The sequence below is a fragment of the Kribbella sp. NPDC055110 genome (genome assembly GCF_053607525.1).
Genome location: NZ_JBSGTS010000026.1, coordinates 80,780 through 102,559, shown reverse-complemented (window position 1 = coordinate 102,559; position 21,780 = coordinate 80,780). Strand labels below are relative to the sequence as shown.

General features: G+C 70.1%; 10 protein-coding genes and 1 tRNA gene. 4 read left to right on the top strand and 7 right to left on the bottom strand.

Going from position 1 to position 21,780, the window contains the following annotated elements; all coding sequences use genetic code 11:
• Positions 1–5: 5 nt before the first annotated feature.
• Positions 6–1,502, top strand: a complete 1,497-nt coding sequence (locus tag ACWF0M_RS30990) for an FAD-dependent monooxygenase (protein WP_452239266.1) — start codon at positions 6–8, stop codon at positions 1,500–1,502.
• On the opposite strand, the gene ACWF0M_RS30985 is transcribed toward ACWF0M_RS30990, so the two are convergent.
• The 6 genes from ACWF0M_RS30985 to aceE all read right to left on the bottom strand — a co-directional run bounded on the left by ACWF0M_RS30985 (position 1,487) and on the right by aceE (position 9,712).
• Complete coding sequence (locus ACWF0M_RS30985; protein WP_452239265.1) at positions 1,487–3,121, bottom strand: LuxR C-terminal-related transcriptional regulator; 1,635 nt, start codon at positions 3,119–3,121, stop codon at positions 1,487–1,489. The genes ACWF0M_RS30990 and ACWF0M_RS30985 overlap by 16 nt on opposite strands.
• 51 nt (positions 3,122–3,172) lie before the next feature.
• The gene (locus ACWF0M_RS30980; RefSeq protein ID WP_452239264.1) at positions 3,173–4,258 is read right to left on the bottom strand and encodes a flavin-containing monooxygenase; all 1,086 of its coding nucleotides are present in this window, start codon (positions 4,256–4,258) and stop codon (positions 3,173–3,175) included.
• Positions 4,255–4,479 (bottom strand): hypothetical protein, encoded by a 225-nt coding sequence (locus ACWF0M_RS30975; protein WP_452239263.1) that lies wholly within the window; start codon positions 4,477–4,479, stop codon positions 4,255–4,257. Before ACWF0M_RS30975 ends, ACWF0M_RS30980 begins: the two co-directional genes overlap by 4 nt.
• Before the next feature lie 69 nt (positions 4,480–4,548).
• A complete protein-coding gene (locus tag ACWF0M_RS30970) occupies positions 4,549–6,021 on the bottom strand; it encodes a peptide MFS transporter (RefSeq protein WP_452239262.1) in 1,473 nt (490 codons plus the stop codon).
• 35 nt (positions 6,022–6,056) lie between these two features.
• Positions 6,057–6,578: a GNAT family N-acetyltransferase gene (locus ACWF0M_RS30965; protein ID WP_452239261.1), complete on the bottom strand. Its 522-nt coding sequence runs from the start codon at positions 6,576–6,578 to the stop codon at positions 6,057–6,059.
• A 362-nt stretch (positions 6,579–6,940) separates the two neighbouring features.
• The gene (aceE, locus tag ACWF0M_RS30960) at positions 6,941–9,712 is read right to left on the bottom strand and encodes a pyruvate dehydrogenase (acetyl-transferring), homodimeric type (RefSeq protein ID WP_452239260.1); all 2,772 of its coding nucleotides are present in this window, start codon (positions 9,710–9,712) and stop codon (positions 6,941–6,943) included.
• A 266-nt stretch (positions 9,713–9,978) separates the two neighbouring features.
• Here aceE and ACWF0M_RS30955 point away from each other — a divergent pair, with 266 nt between their 5' ends.
• Both ACWF0M_RS30955 and ACWF0M_RS30950 read left to right on the top strand, forming a co-directional pair.
• A complete protein-coding gene (locus tag ACWF0M_RS30955) occupies positions 9,979–10,422 on the top strand; it encodes a DUF3052 domain-containing protein (protein ID WP_452239259.1) in 444 nt (147 codons plus the stop codon).
• Complete coding sequence (locus tag ACWF0M_RS30950) at positions 10,419–10,889, top strand: peroxiredoxin (protein WP_452239258.1); 471 nt, start codon at positions 10,419–10,421, stop codon at positions 10,887–10,889. The genes ACWF0M_RS30955 and ACWF0M_RS30950 overlap by 4 nt, the downstream gene beginning before the upstream one ends.
• Before the next feature lie 8 nt (positions 10,890–10,897).
• Here the strand turns inward: ACWF0M_RS30950 and ACWF0M_RS30945 are convergent.
• Positions 10,898–10,974, bottom strand: a tRNA-Val gene (locus ACWF0M_RS30945).
• A 532-nt stretch (positions 10,975–11,506) separates the two neighbouring features.
• Between ACWF0M_RS30945 and ACWF0M_RS30940 the strand changes: the two genes are divergently transcribed.
• Complete coding sequence (locus tag ACWF0M_RS30940; RefSeq protein ID WP_452239257.1) at positions 11,507–21,541, top strand: amino acid adenylation domain-containing protein; 10,035 nt, start codon at positions 11,507–11,509, stop codon at positions 21,539–21,541.
• Positions 21,542–21,780 lie beyond the last annotated feature (239 nt).

The following is a 21,780-nucleotide window of genomic DNA, read 5'->3' as shown; positions in this document are numbered from 1 at the left end:
TCGGCATGGACAACAAGGACGTGGTAATCGCCGGCGGCGGGCCGGTCGGACTGATGCTGGCCTGCGAGCTCGCGCTGGCCGGAGTCGACGTACTGGTCGTCGAGCGGCTGCTCGAGATCGACCCGACGATCAAGGCCGGGTCGATCAACGTGCCGACCGCCGAGGCGTTGTACCGGCGCGGGATGCTGCCGGTGCTGCAGGAGTACCAACGGCAGGCGTACGAGCAGATGAAGGCGTTCCGGGGTGGGAAGGGGCCGAGCGGTCCGCCGCCGGCCGGGCATTTCGCCGGGATCATGGTCAGCTCCGCCGGTGTGGACTTCGCGGATCCGGACTTCCGGGACGCCGGTCCCGCGGTGTCGGTCGTCGCGGTCGGGCAGCAGGCGATCGAGTCCGTGCTGGGCGCCCGGGCCGCGGAGCTCGGCGTCGAGATCCGGCGCGGGGTCGAGGTCACCGGCTTCGACGCCGACGACGAGGGTGTGACCGTTCAGTTGAGCGACGGGGCGGTGCGGGCGGGTTGGTTGGTCGGCGCCGACGGCGGTCGCAGTCTGGTGCGCAAGCTGGCCGGGTTCGACTTCCCCGGCACCGAGCCGGCGATCACCGGTCGGCAGGCGATCGTGGAACTCGAAGGCGCCGAGGGACTGCGCCGCAGCTGGAACTACACCCCGACCGGGCTCTACGCGCACGGGCCGGTCCCGGGCCGGGTGCTGACCGTCGAGTTCGACGGTCCGCCGGAGGATCGGGATGCGCCGATCACCGCGGACGAGATCGAGGGCAGTTTGCGGCGCGTCACCGGCGTCGACGTCACGGTGACTCGAGTCGTGTCCGCGACCAGGTTCACGGACAATGCGCGGCAGGCGACGTCGTACCGGATCGGACGCGTGCTGCTCGCGGGGGATGCGGCACACGTGCATTCACCGTTCGGCGGCCAGGGCCTGAACCTCGGGATGGGCGACGCGGTCAACCTCGGCTGGAAGCTGGCCGCGACGATCCAGGGCACTGCGCCCGCTGGCCTCCTCGATACGTACACGACCGAACGGCACCCGATCGGCGCGTGGGTGCTGGACTGGACGCGTGCCCAGATCGCCTTGATGCGCACGGATTTCCGGACTTCCGCCTTGCGCAGTGTGGTCAAGGACCTGCTCGAGACATCGGGCGGTACGACGTACCTCGCGAAGAAGTTGTCCGGTGTCCTGCAGCGCTACCCGATCGAGGGCACGCACGAGCTGGTCGGTTCGGGCGCGCCCGACTTCAAGTTCGCGGACGGGACGCGGCTGGGAGAGCATCTCTTCGACGGCAAGCCGCTGCTGCTCGACCTGGCCGACTCGGCGGAGTTGCGCGAGCTCGCGTCCGGGCGGGTGCGCGTGCTCACCACGAAGTACGACGATGACCTCACCGGCGTACTGGTCCGGCCGGACGGGTACGTCGCCTGGGCCGCTGCGGACGGCTCCGTGACGGGACTCGACGAAGCGTTGTCGACCTGGGTTGGTCAGAGCAGGTCGTGATCGCGGGCGTACGCCGCGGCCGCGGTCCGGGACGGTACGTCGAGCTTCGCGAAGATGTTGGTGAGGTGCCGGGCGACGGTCTTGTCGCTCAGCACCAGCCGCTCCGCGATCTCGGCGTTACTGTTGCCCACCGCAACCAACCGGAGGACGTCGAGCTCGCGCCCGGTCAATCCGCCCGCGGTAGGTCCGATCAGCCGCTCGACGCCCTGCCGAGCTGGGACCGCGCCCAGCTCGGCGAAGCTCCGGCAGGCCGCGGTCAGCTCGGCCGTCGCCGAATCGTCGTCACCGAGCAACCGGACCGCCCGCCCGACCAGCACCTTCGCACGTGCCACCTCGTACGGCGCCCGCAGCTCACCCCACAACCGGGCCGCCGTCCGGGCGTGCTGCAGCGCCCGATCCGGATCGTCGTCCGCCAACGCCACCAGGGCAGTGCAGTACGCCGCCGACGCTCGCAACCCCGCGCACCCGAAGCGGTTCGCGATCGTGTCCAACTCGTCCGCGGCGGCCGTCGCCTCGGCCAGCCCATCACCGGCGAGCAGCACCTCGACCGCACCCGCCAGCATCCGCGACCGATGTACCGGATCGCCCGTCTCCGCGAGCAAACGACGTACGGCGGCAACCGCGCCCGGGACACGCCCGCGCGCAACCATCAGCAGCGCCCGCCCGGGCTGCGGCTCGTACCCGAACCCAGCCGCCTCGTCGTACGACGCATCCGCCGCCGCGAAGTCACCACGAATCCGCAGTACGTCGCCACGCTCGCCCAACGCCAGCCCGGCCGCGACATCCGACCCGGACGCCTCGTACCGCCGGCACGCGTCCTCGAACTCCGCCAGCGCCTCCGGGTACGCCGCATGCAGCCGCAGGATCTGCCCGCGGTGGACGGCGCACTGCCCGGTGAACGGCACGAGGTCCGGCTGACTGTCGCACCATCGCGTCAGCGCGGCCGTCCACGCGGCGGCCCGCCCGAAGTCGAGGACTTCCTGGCAGCCCTCGATCATCGCGCAGTACACAGTGCCCGCGAAGATCGGTGACAGCTCACCGGCCGCGACGCCGACCATCGCCTCGTCCATCAGGGCGAGCCCTTCCGGCACGCGGCCGGAGTACAGCAGCAAACGGCCCTTGCACACCAGGCCTTGTGCGAGCAGATCCGGGTCGTCGTGCCGCCGGGCGATGGCGACGATGTCTTCGCCGACGGCCAGTGCGCCCGGGAAATCTTCGTCGTCCAGGCACCGGAAGAAGTCGTGGATCCGCAGGTAGCCGCGCTCCACGACGTCCTCCGGCTGATCGACCAGCAACCGCTCGGCGCGGGCCGCCCAACCGTTGCCGACGGCCCCCTCACCGCGCCCGTTCAGTACGCGGGCCAGCCAGAACGCGAACCGGATCGCGCCGAGCACGTTGCCGGCCTCGATCTGCTGGCGGTAGCCACGCTGCAGCGCCCGGATGCAGGCATCGGTGTCGCCGAGCAGGAACGCGGCGGTGGCCAGCGTGCCCAACTCGTCCGGACCCAGCTCGGTCGCGCCCGGTTCCCGATCGACCGCGGTCAGCCGCTCGTACGCGACCGCCCAGTCCCGCCGCTCGAACGCCGACCGGGCCCGCTGCAGATCGTCGACAATCCCCATCCACGCCCCCCACGCCACTTGCCTGCCCACTCGCGAGCATGCAACGCCGGATCAGGCGGCGGCAAGACTCCGGCCCGCGCCGGCGCGAGCAGCGATCCGCCGCGCGACGTACGCCGCGTCCCGGCCGACCCCGGGCAGGACCATCGAACTGAAGGAGTACTGGAAGCAGAGCCCGCAGAAGAACAGCCCCGGTGCGTCCGTGGCGACCCCGCGGTACTCGCGCGGCCAGCCGTCCGCGCCGACCACCGGAACCTTGATCCAGTCGAACACCTGCCGGAACCCGGTCGCCCACACCACGTTCGTCACGTCCAGCACCCGACCGTCGGCCAGCAGCGGACGACCGTCCTGGACGCCGACGACCCGGTCGGCCACCCGCTCGACCCCGCGGGCCAGCAGGTCGGCGCGCTTGACCCGGATCATCGGACCGCCGTGGTGCCGCAGATCCTCCATCGCGGCCTTCGCGATCGGCGACCGGCGGGTGATGAGGTGCCGACCGACGAACAGGAAGACCGGCCAGAACAGCTTCTGCCCCGGCCGTCCGGGCTTGAACGGCATCTGGCCGGGATCGCGGCCGCACAGCACGGTCGCGTGCGTCTCGGCGACCTCGTACGCGATGTCCGTGCCGGAGTGCGAGCCGCCGACGACCAGCACCGGCCCGTCCTTGAGCTGCGCCGGCCGGTGGTACTCCGACGAGTGCAACTGCCGGATCGCCGGGTCCAGGTCGACCGCGTAGTCCGGGAGGTACGGCGTACGCCCGAAGGTGCCCGTCGCGACGACGACGTTGTCCGCGGTGAGCTCCTCACGCCCGACGGTGACGATCCACTGGTCGTCGCGGCGCTCGAGCCGGTCGACGCGGGTGTTGCCCCGGATCGGCAGCTCGAAGTGAGCGGCGTACGACGCGAGGTAGTCGGCCACCTCGTCCTTGCCCGGGTAGTGCCACGGATCGCCCGGGAACGGGAGACCGGGAAGCCCGTCGTACTTCGCGGGGGAGTACAGCCGCAGGCTGTCCCAATGCGACCGCCATTGGTCGCCAACGCGCGCATTGCCGTCCAGGATCATGAACGGCTCCCCGAGCCGTTGCAGGTGATGCCCAGTGGACAGCCCGGCCTGGCCGGCGCCGATGATGATGGTGTTCATGTAACAACCTCCCTGACAGGGCGTCCGACGTGGCGCGAGGAAGCGTGGAAGCGCAGCCACCACAGCAACATCAGCGCGGACGTCACGACGTAGAAGCCGTGCAGGAACCAGATCGGTCCCGGCGGCAGATGCACCACGTAGATGCAGTGGACGGCGTTGCCGATGTTCGCCAGGATGGTGGACATCGTCCCCGCGAGAAGAGCAACGCTTGCGCCAGTCATGGCACCGACGTTAGGTCTGAGGGGACGGCGTCCGCGTCGGACGGAATGCGCAACATGCGGACGGGGCGACTACGACGTTTCTCGTACGTCGGTGTGCCGGCGGATCCACGGCGCGAGCGCGTAGACGACGAACGCGACCACGATCGTCACGACCGCGAGGACGCCGAAGTACGCCGTGTCCGACGCGTCCTCGGTCGCCTGCACGAGCTGGGCGGTGATCGCCTGACCCGCGGCCGGGGCGAGGAACCACAGCGCCATCATCTGGCTGAGGAACGCCCGCGGCGCGAGGACCGTCGTCGCGGCCAGGCCGACGGGGGAGAGGAACAGCTCGCCGAGCGTCTGGATCACGTACACGCCGACCAGCCAGAGCGGTGACGCAAGGTTGTCCCCGGCAACCGACGACGCGAGCGCCATCACCCCGAACGAGATGCCGGCCAGCAGCAGCCCGGTCGCGAACTTCTGCCCGATCGACGGCCCGCGAGTGCCGAGCCGGATCCAGATCACCGCGAACACCGGCGCCAGCACGATGATCGAGAACGGGTTCACCGACTGGAAGAACTCCGGCGAGATCTCCACGCCGAACAGATCCAGCTGCGTCCGGCTCGCGGCGAACGTCGTCAGCGTGGTCGCGGCCTGTTCGAACAGCATGAAGAACAGCATCGCCGCGACGAACAACGGGATGTACGCACGGACCCGCTGCCGCTCGACCGGCGTCACCAGCGGGCTCCGCAGCAGCATCACGAAGTACGCTATCGGCGCCAGGAAGCACACGTACGAGATGGCATCCACGACCGGCCGCGGGCCGATGCCGCCGGACCGCCAGGCCGACCAGGCGAACACCACCACGAGCAGCGCGACGACGGCGGCCGAGACCTTGATCATCGTCGGCCGGTCCGCGGCGGTCAGCGGGTTCGGCGGGGTGTCGCCGCGGCCGTGCAGGGTGCGCCGGCCGAGCAGGTACGCGATCAGTGCCAGTGTCATCCCGACCGCGGCCGCCGCGAACGCGACGTGGAACCCGAACTCGCGGCGCAGGAACCCGACCACAAACGGCGCCGAGAACGACCCGATGTTGATGCCCATGTAGAAGATCGAGAACGCCGAGTCCCGCCGCGCATCGCCTTGTTCGTAGAGCGTTCCGACCATCGTCGACACGTTCGGCTTCAGCAGTCCGGTGCCGAGGGCAACCAGCGCGATCCCGGCGTACGCCGGACCGGTCGACGGCAGCGCCAGACACAGGTGGCCGGCGACGATCACGCTACCGCCGTACAGGACGGTGCGGCGGGCGCCGAACACGCGGTCTGCGAACCAGCCGCCGAGCACCGAGAGCAGGTACACCGAGGCGCCGTAGATCGACACCACGGCCTGCCCGAGCGACTCACCCAGCCCGAGCCCGTGCGCCCGGTCGGTCAGGTACAGCAGCAGGATCGCGCGCATCCCGTAGTAGCTGAACCGCTCCCACAGTTCCGTGGTGAACAGCGTCATCAACCCACGGGGATGCCCGAAGAAGGTCTTCTCGGGGGCGGCCTGCTGCGTCTCGGACATCCTCCGACGGTAGCAATCGGTAGCCGCTCAGCTACTCAGAGGGTTATCCAGTACCGCCGTGCCAGACCCAGCCAGGTCTCGCGAATGTCCTCCAGCACGCCGCCGTTCCGCTCGATGGTCCGCGCCGACGCGACGTTGTCGTCGTCGCAGGTCACCAGTACCTGGTCCATCCCACGCGCCCGGGCCCGGTCGAGCACTGCGCCGAGCGCCCAGGTCGCCAGTCCGCGACCACGTGCCGACGGGCGTACGCCGTACCCGATGTGTCCGCCGCCCTCGAGCAGCTTCTCGTTGAGAGCATGCCGGAGCGTGATCGCGCCGAGGTACGTGATGCCGTCGACGATCCACCAGTACGTCGCCGGCACCCGCTCCGGCGTGATCGGGATGCTGTCGTCGCTCTGTTCGCGCAGGCGCTGGGTCCACGCGGCGAACCCGTCGATCGTGTTCAGGTCGTCGGCCTCCCACAACCCGGCGCCGTCCTGATGGGCTTCGCCCCACTCGCTCGCCGACTCCATCCAGGAATCGCGCAGGTCGACGGTCGGTTCGATCAACTCAGGCACGACCTGGAGCCTAGTGGTCTGCGGTGCAAGTTCGTCGGGGTCGACAACGGCTCCTCGTACCCCGGTCGACTCCAACGGCCTACTCCACCAATCGACCAGCACCCGCCGATCGCGCCAACGCTCGCGGTGGGGAAAGAAACCGTCTCCCAGTGGCGAATAGTTTCCCAGCCCGTCGGTCAATGCGAGCGCCCTGGTCGACACCTGCGAGCCAGGGTGACACGTAGTCCGGGGAGCCCTACCCACCTGAAACGACCAGCAGAACTCCCCACACGACCAAACCAGCCGACCCGGCAGGTGGTCACCCCCCGGAACGGCGACGGGCCGCCCACCCCGGGCGGGGTGGGCGGCCCGTGGGGACCGGATCAGGCGCCGGCACCCTCTTGCTTCACGCCGGCGACTGCGGTCGGGTCGTCGATGCGGTACTTGCGGGCCGCCTCGGCGGCGACCTCCGGCTTCACGTCACCGCGCTTGGCGAGGATCTCCAGCGTGGCGACGACGATCGACTCGGCGTCCACGTGGAAGTGCCGCCGCGCCGCGGCCCGGGTGTCGGCCAGGCCCCAGCCGTCGGTCCCGAGCGACGTGTAGTCGTTCGGCACCCAGCGGGAGATCTGGTCCTGCACCGCGCGCATGAAGTCGCTGACGGCAACGACCGGACCCAACGTGTGTTTCAGCTGCTCCGTCACGAACGGCACCTGCTCCGGCTCCTCCGGGTGCAGCAGGTTGTGCTGCTCGGCGGCGATGGCGTCGCGGCGCAGTTCGTTCCACGAGGTCACGGACCAGATGTCCGCCGCCACGGAGTACTCCTCGGCGAGGATCTGCTGGGCCTTCCGAACCCACGGCAGCGCGACACCGGACCCGAGCAGCTGCACCCGCGGTACGTCGTCACCCTCGGCGGTCTGGTACTCGTCGAAGCGGTACATGCCCTTGAGCAGCCCCGCGACGTCGAGGTTCTCCGGCTCGGCCGGCTGCGGGACGGGCTCGTTGTACACGGTGAGGTAGTAGAAGACGTCCTCGCCGAACGGCTTGTCCTTGTCCAGCCCGTAGCCGTACATCCGGCGCAGACCGTCCTTGACGATGTACGCGACCTCGTAGGCGAAGCCCGGGTCGTAGTGCACCGCCGCCGGGTTGGTGGAGGCCAGCAGCGGCGAGTGACCGTCCGCGTGCTGCAGTCCCTCACCGGTCAGCGTCGTACGGCCGGCCGTCGCGCCGACCAGGAAGCCCCGGCCGAGCTGGTCGCCGAACGCCCAGAGCGAGTCACCGGTCCGCTGGAACCCGAACATCGAGTAGAAGATGTAGAACGGGATCATCGGCTCGCCGTGCGTCGCGTACGCCGTACCGGCCGCGATCATCGAGCCCATCGCGCCGGCCTCGCTGATGCCCTCGTGCAGCAGCTGGCCCTGCTCGGACTCCTTGTACGACAGCAGCAGGTTGCGGTCGACGGCCTCGTAGGTCTGCCCGTGCGGGTTGTAGATCTTGGCCGTCGGGAACATCGAGTCCATGCCGAACGTGCGGTACTCGTCCGGGGCGATCGGGACGATCCGGTCGCCGATCTCCGGGTCCTTCATCAGGTCCCGGAACAGCCGGACGAGCGCCATCGTGGTGGCGACCGGCTGGTTGTTGCCCTTGGACAACGGCTTGTAGACGTCGTCACCAGGCAGCTTGAGCGACGTCTTCGGCGCCACCCGCCGCTGCGGCAGCGAGCCGCCGAGCTGCTTGCGCCGATCCATCATGTACTGGTACTCCGGCGAGTCGGTGCCGGGGTGGAAGTACGGCGGGTTGTAGGCGTCCTCGAGTGCGGAGTCCTCGATCGGCAGGTACAGCCGGTCCCGGAACGCCTTCAAGTCGTCCGAGGTCAGCTTCTTCATCTGGTGGGTCGCGTTGCGGCCCTCCAGCGCCTCGATCGTCCAGCCCTTGATGGTCTGGGCCAGGATCACGGTCGGCTGCCCGACGTGCTCGGTCGCGCTCTTGAACGCGGCGTACACCTTGCGGTAGTCGTGACCGCCGCGGGGGAGCTTGCGCAGGTCCTCGTCGGACAGGTTGCTGACCATCTGCTGGAGCCGCTGGTCGCCGCCGAAGAAGTTGTTCCGGATGTACTCACCGGACTCGACCGAGTAGGTCTGGAACTGACCGTCCGGCGTGGTGTTCATCTTGTTCACCAGCGCACCGTCGTGGTCCTGCGCCAGCAGGTTGTCCCACTCGCGGCCCCAGATCACCTTGATGACGTTCCAGCCGGCGCCGCGGAAGAAGGCCTCCAGTTCCTGGATCACCTTGCCGTTGCCACGGACCGGGCCGTCCAGCTGCTGCAGGTTGCAGTTGATCACGAAGGTGAGGTTGTCGAGCTCCTCGCGCGCGGCCAGGCCGATCGCGCCGAGTGACTCCGGCTCGCCCATCTCGCCGTCACCGAGGAACGCCCAGACGTGCTGCTGGCTGGTGTCCTTGATACCGCGGTGGTGCAGGTACCGATTGAAGCGCGCCTGATAGATCGAGTTCAGCGCGGCCAGCCCCATCGAGACGGTCGGGAACTCCCAGAACTCCGGCATCAGCCGCGGGTGCGGGTACGACGACAGGCCCTTGTGCGGGCCGCGCGACACCTCCTGGCGGAAACCGTCCAGGTCGTCGGTCGTCAGCCGACCCTCGAGGAAGGCCCGCGCGTACATCCCGGGGGAGGCGTGACCCTGGATGAAGATCTGGTCGCCGCCGCCGGGGTGGTCCTTGCCGCGGAAGAAGTGGTTGAAGCCGACCTCGTACAGGCTGGCGGCCGACTGGTAGGTGGCGATGTGGCCGCCGACCTCCAGGCCCTTGCGGTTGGCCTTGCTCACCATCACCGCGGCGTTCCACCGGATGAAGGCCCGGATCCGCCGCTCGATGTGCTCGTCGCCGGGGAACCAGGGCTCACGCTCGGGCGGGATCGAGTTGATGTAGTCGGTGCTGCGCAGTGCGGGTACGCCGACCTGTCGCTCCCGGGCGCGCTCGATCAGCTTGAGCATCAGGTAGCGCGCTCGCGCCTTGCCCCGTTCGTCCAGGACCGCGTCGAGCGATTCGACCCACTCCCGTGTCTCGTCGGGGTCGATGTCGGGGAGCTGGGTGGGCATCCCCTCGGTGATGATGGCTGGTGGTTCGTGTCCGGAAGCCACGGTGTCCTGCCGTTCTCTCTGGTTGTCTTCACCGCAATCCTGTCACCTGTTCGGTATGCGTTCTACTTCGCCTTCCTTTCCGGCCCGATTCGGGCTACCCGGGTCAGATCTCAGCGGACACGCCTCGTACCCGCCGCGCGCATACCGGACACGTCACGGACCCCTGGTGCATACTTGCGCGACGCGGTACGACACGATGGACTATCGCTGAGCAGCAGGCTACTGACACCTACCCCCGGGCAAGCGGGGACCACGGAGGAGGACACGTGAGCGCGACCGCGGACCACGCGGACGGCAAGAGCGGAGTGCCGAACATGGCCTCCCGGCTCGGCCTGGAGGCCGGCTGGGTCGTCCAGGAGATCGGGTACGACGACGACTCCGACGACGAGTTCCGCGATGCGATCCGGGAAATCACCGGCGAGGCCTTCGTCGACGAGGACACCGACGAAGTCGTCGACGTCGTACTGCTCTGGTTCCGTGAGGACGACGGCGACCTGGTCGACGCGTTCTTCGACATCCTGACCGACCTCAAGGCCGGTGGAGTGGTCTGGCTGCTGACCCCGAAGGTCGGCCGCGACGGCTACGTCGAGACCAGCGACATCACCGAGGCCGCGCCGGTCGCCGGCCTGGCCACGACCAGCACCCTGAGCGTGACCGACGACTGGTCCGCCACCAAGTTGGTGGTTCCGAAGTCCGGCCGCCGGGGGTGAGCCTCCCGGCTGTCGGCAGCCGGGCCCCCGACTTCGAGACGCAGAACCAGTACGGCGAACCGGTCCGGCTGAGCGACTACGCCGGCCGGCGGGACGTCGTACTGGTTTTCTATCCGTACGCCTTCAGCCAGGTCTGCACCAGCGAACTGGCCGCCCTCCGCGACCGCCCGTCGCTACTGGCCGCCGCGGAGTTCCTGGCGATCTCGTGCGATCCGATGTTCACCCTCCGCGCCTACGCCGACGCGCAACACCTCGACTTCAACCTACTCACGGACTTCTGGCCGCACGGCGCGATAGCCAGTTCGTACGGCGCCTTCGCCGCTGATCGCGGCTGCGCCCTCCGAGCCACCTTCGTGGTCGACCGGTCCGGGATCGTGCGCTGGTCCGTCCTCAACCCGATCCCCGAGGCCCGCAACCCCGACGACTACGCCGAGGCGCTGGCGAGTCTCACGTCGCCCCCGGCGTAGCGGCGTTCTGGTGGGCTGTGAGGGACTCGAACCCCCGACCCCCTCGGTGTAAACGAGGTGCTCTAACCAACTGAGCTAACAGCCCATGCCCACGGCAAACGAAGCCCGGCCAACGACGGGCCGGGGAAGTTGCGCTCCTACGGAGCAAGCGCCCCGACCTTATCACCCCCCTGCATCACCCCCCTGCGGCGACCGATCGCGGATTGGGGAGGATATTCCCTCCGGATCGGGCAGAAACCCTCCCCGACACCCCCGAAGCATCACCGTGGCGCCGGGGATCAGGCCGGTGGGTGAGGCGTATCGGAATCGGCCGTCGCTCGTTGTGAACGGTGTCGGTGGGTCGAGGAATTCTTAACCATCGGCTGGTGAGAACGGACTCCTCCAGGGCAGGTCGCGGCTGGTAGGGTTCACGGCTGTCGGTCGGCGCGATGACGCACCGGGTGTGCCCGGTCACGACATCGTTCCGGCAGGCGGAAAACGGGGCTGCTGTCGGTGTGAAGTGAGGCGGGTCTGCCCAGAACCCGCCCCGTCCAGTTGGGGAGGCACGTGTCCGTGGGTCGCCAACCGGCCGAGCGCCCCGTCGTACCTGAGACTCACCTGCTGGTGGTGGCATCGGCGTGAGAAGTGGTGCGGACCGGCCGGCGATCTCCACCGGGCCGGCGTTGATGATTCCCGCCGGGTACCCGCGCGACCTGCCGAGCGCACTGCTCCGTGCCGCCCGTGACTTCGGCGGCGCCGGTGTCGTCGAGATCGGGCCGGACGGCCGCGAGACCAAACTCGACTTCCCGACGCTGCTCGAGCTGGCCGCGCGGATCCTGGCCGGCCTGCGCGCGAACGGCGTACGCGCCGGCGACCCCGCGGTCGTGCACTGCACCGAACCGGTCGGCTTCTTCGCCGCGTTCTGGGCCTGCACGCTCGGCGGCATCCGCCCGCTGCTGGTCGCGCCGAACCCGGGCGGCGACCGCACCGAAGAGGGCCGCGAACGCCTCCGCCGGATCACCGACCTGCTCGGCTGGACCGTCCTGATCGGCCGCCCGTCCGACCTGCCGAACGACCTCGGCCTCCCGGTCCTCGACCCGGACGCGATGGCCGGGCACGAACCCACCTCCGACTTCCACCGGCCGGCCGCGGACGACGTCGCCGTACTGATGCTGTCCTCAGGCTCCACCGGTACGCCGAAGATCGTGCAGCTCACGCACCGCGGGCTGGTCGAGTTCGCCGCGGGTACGCCGGCGATGCTGCCGATCCGGCCGGGACAGACGACGCTGAACTGGCTCCCGCTGGACCACAGCGGCGCGTTCCTGCTCTACCACGTGCTGCCCGTGTTCACCGGCGGCACGAACATTCACGTGAACACGAACTGGGTGCTGGCCAACCCGCTGCGCTGGCTCGACCTGATGGAGCAGCACCGGGTCAACCACTCGTGGTCGCCGAACTTCGGGTACCGGCTCGCGACCGCCGCGGTGGCCGGCGAACCGGACCGGCACTGGGATCTCTCGGCGCTGCGCAGCCTGGTCAGCGGCGGTGAGCAGATCACCGTGCCGGTGATGTCGGACTTCCTCCGCGTCACGAACCGGTTCGGGGTGGTTCCGGAAACGTTCGTGGCGGCGTGGGGGATGACCGAGACGGTCACCGGCATCACGTTCGCACGGCCCGGTCTGACACCGAACGTGCACCGCGTACGGATCCCACCCACCGGCGTCGTCGAGTGGGTCGACCAGCGTCCGTCGTCCGGAAAGGTCGCGGTCGCGCGCCCGGGCAAGCCACGCACCGAGGTGCCGGGTGTGCTCTCGCTGGTGTCGGTCGGGGCACCTGCCCCCGGTACGACGGTGCGCATCGTCGCCCCGAACGGCGCCGTACTGCCCGAAGGCCGGATCGGTCAGCTGCAGGTCGCGTCCGCGCGGGTGACCCCCGGGTACCTCGGGAACCTCGACGCGGACCGCACCGCGTTCCCGGTCGGGGCCTGGCCGACCCGCAAGTGGCTCGCGACCGGCGACCAGGGCTTCATCACCGGCGGCCAGGTCGTCATCACCGGCCGCGACAGCGAACGCATCATCATGTCCGGCAAGCTCCACTACGCCCACGACATCGAGTCCGTCGCCGCAGCCGTCGTCGGCGCCGAACACGGCCTGGTCGCCGCCTGCGGCATCGCCGACGAGGAAACCGGCACCGACCGCCTGGTCGTCTTCTACGCCCTCACCACCGACTCCGTACCCGGCATGGACCAGGCGATCCGCAGCCTGATCCAGACCCGCCTCGGCCTGCCCGCCCAGGTCGTCGGCGTCCCGCGCCGCGACTTCCCCACCACCCCCGGCGGCAAGATCCTCCGCCCGCTCCTCAAGCAACGCTGGATCGACGGCACCCTCCTCGGACCCGCCACCACCCACGTAGAGCCAGCCGGCGCCACCCCCGCCTCGGGCCCCACCGGCCAAGGCCCCTCCACCACCCCGGAGTCCACCCCGTTCGCCGACGAAGAAGCCGCCGAACGCACCACCGAACTCCCGGTCGTCCGCCTCGCCTGGAAACGCGAACTACAACAATCCATCCCCACCCCACCCCAACGCCCGACCCTAGGCACCCCACCACCCCCCGAGCCGACACCCGAGCCCGCACCCACCGCGTCGGCTCCCGAGCCCGAGCCCGCGTCGGCTCCCGAGCCTGCTCACACCACGTCGGACCCCGAGGCCGCGCCCACCACCTCGACCCCCGAGGCCGCGCCCACCACCTCGGCCTCCGAGCCCGCCAGTACCACCTCGGCACCCGAACCGGCCCCGAACGCGCTGGCACCCGAACCGGCCCCGAACGCGCTCGCACCGGAGCCCGCCCCGAACGTGCTGGCACCGGAGCCTGTCCGCACTGCACCAGGACCTGCACAAGGCCCCGCCGCGACGGCATCCACGCCGACCGCCTCCGCCACAGCACCTGCGATCGGTCCCGCGGCGCCGCCCACCCCCACGGCCTACTCGACGCCCGCTACCGCCCCGCCCCCCGCCGACTCGGCAGCCACCGCCGTCCCCGCCAGCGCGCCGGACTCCGCCACGCAGCCGTACGCCGCGGCGCCCGATGCCGAGCAGACGCGTCCCAACGCGCAGCCCGACACCGCCGACCAGTCGTACGACGCAACGACCGACAGCGCCGACGTACGGCACGAAGACCACATCCCGTCCGCGGACGATGACTCCACCGAGACCGAGAACACCGGTGATCGATCCGAGGGTGCCCAGCCGAACGACGTAGCAGCCGACGGCGCCGACGTACGCCACGAGGACCACACCCCGTCCGCGGACGACGATTCCGCCGAGCCGGAGCACACCGCGGGCCTGTCCGAGGCCGCGCAGTCGTACGACGCTGCGACCGCCAGCCTCGACGTACCGAACGTAGACGACACCCCGCCCGCCAACGAGAAGTCCGCCGCTCACGAACCGCACGACACCACGAACGAACCCGACCCGTCGGACGCCACGAACCCGACCGACGCCGCGAACACAACCGAGCCGACCGACGCAACCGAGTCCACCGAGGCCACCGCGTCCACTGACGCCAGCGACTCCACCAACGCGACCGAGCCCGCTGACGCAACCGAGTCCACCGAGGCCACCGCGTCCACTGACGCCAGCGACTCCACCAACGCGACCGAGCCCGCTGACGCGACCGAGTCCACGGACGCGACCGACTCCACGGACGCGGCCGAGTCTGCGGACGCGGCGGACGCGGCGGACGTGGTCGAGTCCGCCGATCGTGTGGATGCGAGTGACGCGGCGGATTCGTCGGATGCGGCTGAGGAGGGGGAGGCGACGGCGGCCGAATCCACTGAACTCGTGGCTGACGGCGACTCGGGTTCTGGAGATGTGGGGGCCGAGGACAGCGATGGCGGTGAGGGGGAGGCGTTCGAGGGCGCGGCTGTTGTGGGTACGTCGCACGACGGGTCCGACGAGCTCGCGACGGATGAGGTTGTGGCGTACTCGGATGACGCCGACGTGGTCGCAGACGATGCACCGGCGGGAACGCAGAACGCACCAGCAGGTTCAGACGCCGAGATGACCGAGGATCCTGCAGACCTCGACCAGAACCAGACGGACGCAGACCGAGCATCCGACGAAGCCGGCGACGAAACAGCTGCCGACGAGACAACATCCGCCGAGGCCTCTGACGAGACGGCATCCACCGAGGTCTCCGACGAGACAGCATCTGCGGAGGACGCCGACGACTCAGCTTCAGCCGAGGACACGGATAGCTCAGTTTCCGCGGAGGATGCCGACGACTCGGTTTCCGCGGAGGACGCGGACCACTCGGTTTCCGCGGAGGATGCGGACGGCTCGGTTTCCGCCGAAGACGCGGACGGCTTGGTTTCTGTCGAGGCGGCTGGCGAGACAGCTTCGGTCGAGGAGGCGGATGGCTCTGCGTCCGGCGTACCGGCTGTGGTTGAGGCATCGTCACTGTCGACTGCGGCCTCCGAGGCCGTGGCTACTCAGGACGAGACCGTCGGGTCCGAAGCAGAGACGGAAACCTCCACGCACGTCGACGAGGTCGAGGAAGCTGCAGACGCCGCGGACGTTGCCGATGTGGTCGCCGATGCGGAGGTCCAGCCGACGGCAGACCTCGCCGAGGCTGAGGATGAGGTGCGGGGTGGCGAGGCGGTCGGCGAGGTAGGCGGCGGTCGGGCGGACGAGGTGGAGGCCGGCGGCGCTTCGGGTGTTGAGGCTGGGTCGCGGTCGGATGCGGTGGGTGGCGGTGGCGTTGAGTCGGTCGTCGAGCAGTTGGGCTCTTCTGAGGACGACTCCGCTGGTGCTGAGGAGCAGGCGCAGGACGGTCAGCAGCGTGAGGTTGGTGCGGGTGCGGCGGCGCTTGCTGTGGTGGGTGTGGGCGAGTCCGTGGCGGGTGCGGAGGACGGTGTAGGCGCGGAGGGTGTGGCGGCTGCCGTCGTACCTGGAGCAAAGCAGGACGTTGTTGCCGGCGAGGGGCCGGCTGAGGTCGTGGGGGCCGCTGCTGCTGGGCGGGTTGGGGTTGTGGAGGCGGTTGCGGTTGTGGGGGTGGCTGGGCGGTTTCCGGGGGCTGAGGGGGTGGAGCAGTTCTGGGAGAACCTGGTGGGGGGTGTGGAGAGCGTCCGGCGGGAGTCGGGGGACGGGGTTGTTGCGGTCAGTGGCGTGCTGGAGCACGTTGAGTCGTTCGATGCGAAGTTCTTCGGGTTGAGCGATCGTGAAGCGGAGTTGATGGATCCGGCGCAGCGGTTGTTCCTCGAGGTTTGTCATCAGGCGTTGGAGCACGGCGGGTACGCCGGTACGACGAGTCGCGTCGGCGTGTTCGCGGGCTCGGGCATGAACCTGTACTACCGCCAACATCAGTCCCGCGACTCGATCGCCACCCGCGTCGCGTATCGCCTCGGTCTGACCGGCCCGGCGATCGGTGTGCAGTCGGCGTCATCGTCGTCCCTCGTCGCGGTGCATCTCGCCTGCCAGGCGCTCCGGTCCGGGGACGCGGATCTCGCCCTGGCCGGCGCCGCCGCCGTACAGGTGCCGCAGGCAACGACCTACCACCCGACGCCGGACTCGATCTTGTCGCCGACCGGCCAGGTCCGCGCCTTCGCCGCCGATGCCGACGGCACGGTCGGCGGGAACGGTGTGGCCGCCGTACTCCTGAAGCGTCTCGACCAGGCCCTGACCGACGGCGACACGGTGTACGCCGTGATTCGCGGTACGGCGGTGAGCAACGAGGACGCGCCGGCAGGGAACCAGACCGAGCTGATCGAGCGCGCGCTGGACCGCGCCGGGTTCGACGCCGATTCGCTGAGCTACATCGAGGCGCACGGGATCGGTAGCCCGGACGCGGATGTCGCCGAGGTGAAGGCGTTGACGACCGCGCTGCGCCGGCACACCGACAAGGTCGGGTTCTGCACGCTCGGATCGGTGAAGCCGAACATCGGCCACCTGGACAGCGCCGCGGGGATGGCCGGCCTGATCAAGACGATCCTGATGCTGCAGCACCGGATGCTGGTCCCGACCATCAACGTCAACGACCCGAACCCGGCGCTCGCTCTCGACGGCAGCCCGTTCGTGATCGGTACCGAGGTCCGCGAGTGGACGGTGCCGCTGCTGTCCGGCGGTACGACGCTCCGCGCCGGCGTGAGTGCGCTCGACACGGGCGGTACGAACGCGCACGTGATCCTCGAGGAGGCACCGCGCCAGATCCGCCGCGGCGACGACGGCCCCGTCGTACTGCCGCTGTCCGCGCCTGACCCGGACGCCCTCGCCGACCTCGTCGAGCTGTACCGCACCGACCTGGGCCACGGCACCGGTCACCGCCTGATCGACCTCGCCGGTACGGCGGCGCTCGGCCGGCCGGCGCACCGGCACCGGATCGCCGTCGCGGGCGCTACGGAGGGCGAACTCGTCGCCGCACTCGGCTCCGCCCAAGCGACCGAGGTGCCGCGCGGCGGACCCGGCCCGCTCGGCTACGCGTTCACCGGACAGGGCGCGGCCCGTCGCGGAATGGCCGCCGGCCTGGCCGCGCGCTTCCCCGTGTTCCGCTCGGTCCTCGACGAATGCGACCGCGTCTACCACGAGGAGACCGGCGGCAATCTGCTCGAGCTGCTCCTCACCCCGGCCGGTACGACGGAAGGCGTCTGGCCGACCGAGACCGCGCAGCCCGCCCTGTTCGCGTTCGAGCTCGCACTGGCCCGCCTCTGGCAGTCGTTCGGCGTCCAGCCCGCGCTGGTCGTCGGTCACAGCGTCGGCGAGTACGCCGCTCTGTGCGTGGCGGGCGCCCTCTCGCTCGCGGACGGCGTACGCCTCACCGCGAAGCGTGGCGAGCTCATGCAGCGCGGCACAGTCCCGGGCGCGATGGTCGCTGTCCGCGCCGACGCCGACCGGGTTCGCGAGATCGCCCGGACCGCCGGCGTGGAGGTTGCTGCGGGCAACGGTCCGCAGTCGTTCGTGCTGACCGGGTCCGAGGTGATCGTCGGGCAGCTCGCCGCGCAACTCGATCAGCTGCAGGTCGCCTGGCAACGGCTGGACGTCGACCGCGCGTTCCACAGTTCGTTGGTGGACCCAATACTGGCGGACTTCGCGGAGATCGTCCGCGAGATCACCTTGAAGCCGCTGCGGACGCCGATGGTGTCGAGCTGGTCGGGCGATCTGCTCGAGTCCGGGACCGTGCTGGACAGCGACTACCTGGTCGGCCAGTTGCGGCAGCCGGTGCTGTTCGGCGACGCGGTCGAGGCGGTGACGGCGGCCGGTTGCCGCCGGTTCCTGGAGCTCGGGCCGGACGCCGTACTGAGTCCCGCGGGTCGCCGGATCGCGCCGAACAGCACGTGGATCCCCGCGCAGCGCCTCGGGCAGGACCCGGTGCTCGCGACGATGAACGGCCTGGCCGAGCTGTACGAGCAGGGCACCGAGATCGCGTGGGCGAAGGTCTACGCGGACGGTGGCCGCGTCCCGTTGCCGACGTACCCGTTCCGTCGGGTGCACCACCCGGTCGACCCGTCGGTGACGGTCCTGGCCGGCCCGGGTACGGCGGTTGCCGGGGACAACAATGCGCAGCGGCTGAACGCGTTCGAACGGGCCGCGCGCGCACAGTCCGTGGTGTTCGAGCCGCCGTCGAGCGCCGCGGTGAAGCGGATCCCGCTCGACCCGCCCGAGCCGGTCGCGGGCAAGCCGATCGAGCAGGTCGACGAGCAGCAGGAAGAGCGGTCGCCGTTCGCGTTGCCGGCCGAGACACACCAGATCGACGCGGACTACCTGGCGCAGGCCGGGTCCCTGTCCGGTGACGAGATGTCCGCGGAGCGGTACCGCGATTCGCTGGATGTCGTCCTCGACCTGACCTGCGACGTGCACAACCTCGACCCGTACGACCTCACCGTCGACCACACGTTCGCCGAGCTCGGCGCGACGCCGGCGTCGATGGCGCCGGTGATCGACGAGCTGAAGCGTCGGTTCGAGGCCGAACTGGCGCCGGACGACCTGTTCCTGACATACACCACACCGCACAAGCTCGCGACCGCCGTCGCGATGCAGACAGCCGAGCCGGTCGAAGAGCCGCACAACGAGGCCGTCCCCGAGCAGGCGACGGAGGAGACGGTTCGGGATCCGCGCGCGGCGTTGGCGGTGCTCGGGTCGGGCCTCGCGGAGCTCGCGGCGAAGGTCGACGAGGCTGCCGCCGCGACCAGCGAGGCAGACCTGCCTGGCAATGGCATGGCGGCCCTGATGTCGCAGCAGCTCCGCGTCGCCGGGCAGCTCGTCGACGGCGTCACCAAGCTCATGCGCGAACAGCTCGCCCTGCTGGGAGATCCAGCCGCGCAAACCCCTGAGCAGGTACCAGCAGAAGAGCAGGCCCCAGAGTTCCGCCGTACGACGGAATCGCCGGCGGACGTGCAACGCCGCGACTTCACGTACTGGAGCCAGGTCCTCTCCGGCGCCGAACCGTTGGTCCTCCCTGCGGATCACGCCCGCGCGGCCGGTGACGACGCGGTGGCGTCCGTCCAGCACGAGCTGGGCAAGGAGCTCGGCGACGCGGTGTTCGAGTACAGCCGGGACCGCAAGCTCAGTCCCGTGATGACGATGCTGGCCGCGGTCGCGACCGTGCTCGGCCGCTTCGCCGCGCAGGACGAGGTGACCATCGGCTCGACGCTGCACCGCTCGAAGGAGAACCGCCCGCTCCCGCTGCGGATCGACCTGTCCGGCGAACCCGACCTCGGTGAGCTGACGGAACGGATCCGCGACATCACCGCGGGCGCGTCCGACCACGCCCACACCGATCTCGCAATCCTCGAACGCGACCCGCTGTTCCAGATCCTCGTCGAGTTCGACGACCAGTTCGACGACGGAGACGACGGAGACGACGGAGACGACGAAGCCGACCTGCCGCCGAGCGTCGACCTGCGGTTCCGCCTGACCCAGCACGACACCGGCCCCAAACCCGGCATCACCTGTACGGCGGACTACCGGTCCGGACTGTTCGAGCGGCCGACGATCGAGCGCCTGCTCGACTACCTGGCCGAAGTGTTGCGCAGGGCAACGACCCGGCCGGACCTCCGGCTGCCCGACCTGATGCTCCCGATCGAGTCCGACCTCGAGGCGCTCCGTGAGCTCGAGTCCGACACCGACGCGAGCGGCCCGATCGGCCGGGTACGCCGGGACGCGGTGGTGGCCGGTGAGCTGAGCGGACTGCACACCCTGTTCGAGCAGCAGGTGGCGCGGACGCCGGACGCGATCGCGCTGATCCAGGACCGCCGCGAACTGACGTACGCCGACCTCGACCGCCGCTCGAACGCGGTCGCCTGGCAGCTCGTCGACCTCGGCGTGAAGCCGGGCCAACTGGTCGCCGTACGAGTTGCTCGCGGCACCGAGATGGTCGTCGCCGTGCTCGCGGTCCTGAAGTCCGGTGCGGCGTACCTGCCGCTGGATCCCGGCGTACCGGAGTCCCGCTGGGCGTTCATGGTCCACGACGCGGCGGCGGTCGCGCTGGTCGGTGACGACGCGGCGCTGGCGGACCGTCTCGGTCTGCGACTGGTGCCGGTCGCGGGTCCGGCAGCGCGGATCGACGGCGATCCGCGGTCGCGGCAGGCGCCGCCGGTGCGGGCCGCTGCGGATGACGTGGCGTACTGCATCTACACGTCCGGCTCGAGCGGCAACCCGAAGGGCGTCGTGGTTCCGCACCGCGGCCCGGTGAACCTGGTCCGGCACTACCTGCGGACACGGCGGTCGCTGCGGACGCTGCAGTGGACCTCGTTCGGCTTCGACGTCCACGTGCAGGAGATGTTCACGACGCTCGCGTCGGGCGCTGCGCTGGTGCTGATCGGCGAGGACGACCGGTACGACCCGGATGCGGTGGTCGCTGCGCTGCGCGATCACGGCGTACAGCGGTTGTTCATGGCATTCAGCCCGCTCACCGCGTTGCTGGCGACGATGCGCCGGCTGCCCGAGCTGCCCGAGTTGCGGGAGATCGTCGCGGGTGGCGAGGCGATGGTGCTGACGCACAAGGTGCGGGACTTCCTCGACGCGCATCCGAAGTGCCGGCTGTTCAACGAGTACGGTCCGACCGAGGCCTCGATCGTGACCACGATCCACCCGGTCGACCCGGCCGAGGATCGGCCGTCGATCGGGCGGCCGATCGACGGGGTCGTCGTACGCCTGCTGGATGCCGCGCTGCGGCCCGTGCCGGTCGGTGCGGTCGGGGAGATCCACCTCGGTGGCGCCGCCGTTGCCCAGGGCTACATCGGTCGGCCGGAGGAGACCGAACACGCGTTCGTCGCGGACCCGGGACACCCGGGCGCGCGGCTGTACCGCAGCCGGGACCTCGGCCGCTGGCGCGCCGACCGCACCCTGGAGTACCTCGGCCGCGCGGACGATCAGGTGAAGATCCGCGGCCACCGGGTCGAGCCCGGAGAGACGGAGCACGTGCTGGCGGACCAGCCCGGCGTCGTCGACGCGGTCGTGGTGGCCTGCTCGGACCCGGGCGGTGACACCTGCCTGATCGGGTACGTCGTTCTCGAGGACAGCGATCCCGCCGTCCTGGCGCGGTTGATGCTCGACCTGGGCAAGGAACTGCCGATCTACCTGGTGCCGGCGGACCTGATCCCGATCGAGGAGCTCCCGCTGGACGACAACGGCAGGCTCGACCGCGGCCGGCTCCCCGAACCGGAGTGGCTCAAGCCGTAGTTCTGCACCATGGACGGGGGGTCAGGCCGATGGCTGCCCTCCCGCAACCACCGTCCGCCGTTCACGGTGCAGAACCCGCGTTCGATCCCATCCCTCCAGGGGATCGATCGCGTTCGAACCGGTCGGACGTTGCCCAAGGCATGCTGGTTCCCGACCTGTGGTGCACACGGTTGCGGCGGGGAGTTTCCTCACCCGCCGCTCACGTGTTCCGGCCGATCCAAAGGCCCCCCTCGATCAAC

Excerpts from the sequence above, each read along its gene's own strand:
- ACWF0M_RS30990 (WP_452239266.1), top strand. The coding sequence starts at position 6 with ATGGACAACAAGGACGTGGTAATCGCCGGCGGCGGGCCGGTCGGACTG.
- ACWF0M_RS30985 (WP_452239265.1), bottom strand. The coding sequence starts at position 3,121 with ATGGGGATTGTCGACGATCTGCAGCGGGCCCGGTCGGCGTTCGAGCGG.
- ACWF0M_RS30980 (WP_452239264.1), bottom strand. The coding sequence starts at position 4,258 with ATGAACACCATCATCATCGGCGCCGGCCAGGCCGGGCTGTCCACTGGG.
- ACWF0M_RS30975 (WP_452239263.1), bottom strand. The coding sequence starts at position 4,479 with ATGACTGGCGCAAGCGTTGCTCTTCTCGCGGGGACGATGTCCACCATC.
- ACWF0M_RS30970 (WP_452239262.1), bottom strand. The coding sequence starts at position 6,021 with ATGTCCGAGACGCAGCAGGCCGCCCCCGAGAAGACCTTCTTCGGGCAT.